The sequence below is a fragment of the Legionella tunisiensis genome, from assembly GCF_000308315.1.
In the GTDB taxonomy this organism is placed as follows: domain Bacteria; phylum Pseudomonadota; class Gammaproteobacteria; order Legionellales; family Legionellaceae; genus Tatlockia; species Tatlockia tunisiensis.
On sequence record NZ_CALJ01000337.1, the window covers coordinates 1 to 3,084 of the forward strand.

Genomic DNA, 3,084 nt, shown 5'->3' on the forward strand with positions numbered 1-3,084 from the left:
CTTACGTGTTCTTTTTGCTGTCATACATTACCTCGGTTAGTGATTTTACTAACTTAACCGAGTGTCCGAAAGTATGGCATGGGATCATACTATTGTAGCCCCCCCAATTTCGAACATTTCGAATATTTCAAATATTTCGATTGCTTGCTATAATCATGTTATAGTCTCACCTTAGACGAGTATATCTTATGGGCAGCTTAGCAATCGAAATTAAAAATCCTAGTGAACAAGATCGAGGGATTGCAAAACAATCTTTTAAACGTATTAGAAGAATAAAATGTAAAACCAGAACATCTGCTTTTTTAGATCTTAATGGCGAGCATGTTGAAATCCCTGCTTCTGCAGTTAAATTAGTAATAGCCATTCTAAGTGAAATGGCGGAAGGTAATGCTATTACTCTCATTCCTAAGCATGCTCATTTAACTACCCAAGAAGGAGCAGATATGCTGAATGTATCGAGGCCTTTCTTTGTGAAATTATTAGAAGAAGGCGCAATACCATTTCAAAGAGTAGGAAATCGACGTCGTGTACTTGCAAGAAATGTCATGGCATTTAAAGAGAGAATGATAAGTGAACGTGAGAAAGCCCTTCAAGAATTAGTGGATCAGGCACAATCTCTTGATATGGGATATTAAAGAATGGTCAATTTTGCTGTCTTGTATGATGCTTGCGTACTTTACCCTGCACCACTACGAGATCTTTTAATGCGACTGGCAATGTCTGAATTATTTCGGGCAAAATGGTCCAATAGAATTCATGAAGAATGGATAAATAATCTATTACGGAACAGAGAAGACTTAAAAAGACAAGATTTAGAAAGAACACGTGATTTGATGAATATGCATGTATTGGATAGTTTGGTAGAGAACTTCGAAGACATCGAAAAGGCACTAAATTTACCGGATCCTAATGATAATCATGTTTTAGCTGCTGCAATTGTTTCAAATTGTAATGTTTTAGTGACATTCAATCTAAAAGATTTTCTCGAGGAAGAGCTTAATAAGTATAATATTGAGGCCCAGCATCCTGACGATTTTTTGATGCACCTCACGGATTTAAATGAGAATAGATTCTTAGACACTGTCAAGAAAACAAGAGTTAGCCTTAGAAACCCACCGAAAACTGCTGATGAATATTTAAGCACTCTTCAACAAGGATTAAAAAAATCATTTCATTTTTAGAGCAAAATAAGCATGCTATATAATATTTAGAATAAGCCACCTATCAAGGAGACCGGGATGTTTGGATTTTTTATGATTTATTGTCTTCTGCAGTTAGCTCTGTCGATGAGGCTTTAGCTGATACACCGGCGTCGCAGATTATCCTCGCTACAGCAGCAGCGTATTTTCTTTATAACCAATGGAATAATCCAACTATTGCTCGAAGCATCCGGGCACGGCATAGCAAAAGTTATAAGCAGCGAGTAATAGATGTTGCCTATGATAATGCGATTAAACTCCCTTTAGTAAAGGGGTATATCCGACAAATCGTTGATGAGGAACTTGATAAAAACTTGCAATCAACTCGCGAGAAGCTCACCCAGGCACGTGCGGAGATGAGCTTACGCGATGAAATGCCTCAAGAGGGCTTATCGCCCGAGGAAATTTTAGGCGAGTTTGGTATTTCTTTGGATGACTGCCTCTATCCCTTTGCTGTTATCGATGAGCACCATGATGATATACAGGCGGTGGTCAAAGCTGGGGATGGTAAAGATTCTGGCGCGCTATATGCTGTTCCTCCAAAGGAGCTTAATGAGCTGCGAAAAGAAATCTATGGTAAAACTGAATTAACCAATCCGATGCATGCTAAGTGGCCACGCATTAATGCAATGCAAGCGGAAATTATCCGGTGGTGCCAGCGCTTATTTCATGGTTCGGATAATGGCTATGGGCTGCTAACCCATGGTGGTACTAGTAGCATTATTGAGGCGATGGCTGCTTATGTGATGGATGCCAGAGCAAGAGGGATAGAGCACCCTGAAATCGTGGTGCCTGAAACGCGCCATGCTGCGTTTGATAAAGCGGCCAAATTGACTGGGGCGACCTTGGTCGTAGTGCCGGTGAATCCTAAAACTGGAGCAGTTGAGCCAAAAACGATGGCGAAGTATTTATCGGGAAATACGGCCGTGATGGTGGGCTCTGCGCCGTCGTTTATGAATGGGATAGAAGAGCCGATTAAAGAACTTGGTGCTTTGGCGAAACGTAAAGGTATTCCTTTGCATGTCGATGCTTGCCTTGGCGGCTTTTTAACCGCCTTTTTAGATACCTCGGATAACCCAATGGACTTTCGAGTGCCTGGGGTGACTTCAATCTCTGCTGATCTTCATAAATATGGCTTATGCCCAAAAGGTACTTCGGTCTGTTTATTTAGTGAAGATTCTCCAGCGCTTTCGGTCTATGCAGCACTTAATTGGCCGGGGGGCTTATATGCTACAGCGGGCACTTTAGATGGCTCTACGTCTGGTGCGCGGGTTGCTGAAGTCTATGCCACACTAGCCTATTATGGTTGCCAAGGTTATCAAGAAATTGCCGAAGCCATCATTGCGCTGCGCCAAGAAATTTGTTACAAGCTGGAAGAGCTTGAGGATATCGAGCTATTTGGTACGCCTAAGTGGTCAGTTGTCGGTTTAAAAAGTGCAACATTAAGCGCACACAAGATTGCCGACGAGCTAGATAAACGCGGCTGGAAATTAAACTTTCTACAAAATCCGTATGGCTTTCATCTTTGCTTAACTCAAGTGCATACCTTGGTGCCGAATCTTGCTGATGGTTTTATTAAAGACTTAAAAGCGGCGATAGCGACGGTTAAAACCTATCCCAGTGATCATAAGCCAGGGGGTAATGTTAAGGTTTATGGGGCAGTCGGTACCATGCCTACGGCCGTGCAACAAGAGGTGTGTGACCAATACCAGTTAGCCCGCTTAGGGTTTAACTTTTTGCCCAACCGCAGCCATCGTTTGAGGAGAAAGAGCCAGTGGATAGTATATTACAAAGCGGATTGACGTAATTTCCGTAACGCAGAGATTGGCGTTTTGCATTAGCGGTGCTATGCGCATTCGGGTTCTTCGCGTCTTTGCGTTGAAAA

3 protein-coding genes are annotated in these 3,084 nt (G+C 42.2%); all 3 read left to right on the top strand.

Features of this window, described 5'->3' with window-relative positions; all coding sequences use genetic code 11:
- Positions 1-188 precede the first annotated feature (188 nt).
- The 3 genes from BN58_RS20525 (at position 189) to BN58_RS27765 (ending at position 3,001) form a co-directional block, all read left to right on the top strand.
- Complete coding sequence (locus BN58_RS20525) at positions 189-635, top strand: excisionase family DNA-binding protein (RefSeq protein ID WP_019218450.1); 447 nt, start codon at positions 189-191, stop codon at positions 633-635.
- A gap of 3 nt (positions 636-638) precedes the next feature.
- Positions 639-1,181, top strand: coding sequence for a PIN domain-containing protein (locus tag BN58_RS20530; RefSeq protein ID WP_019218451.1), 543 nt, complete (start codon positions 639-641; stop codon positions 1,179-1,181).
- Between the two features lie 80 nt (positions 1,182-1,261).
- Positions 1,262-3,001: a pyridoxal phosphate-dependent decarboxylase family protein gene (locus tag BN58_RS27765; protein ID WP_019218452.1), complete on the top strand. Its 1,740-nt coding sequence runs from the start codon at positions 1,262-1,264 to the stop codon at positions 2,999-3,001.
- Positions 3,002-3,084 lie beyond the last annotated feature (83 nt).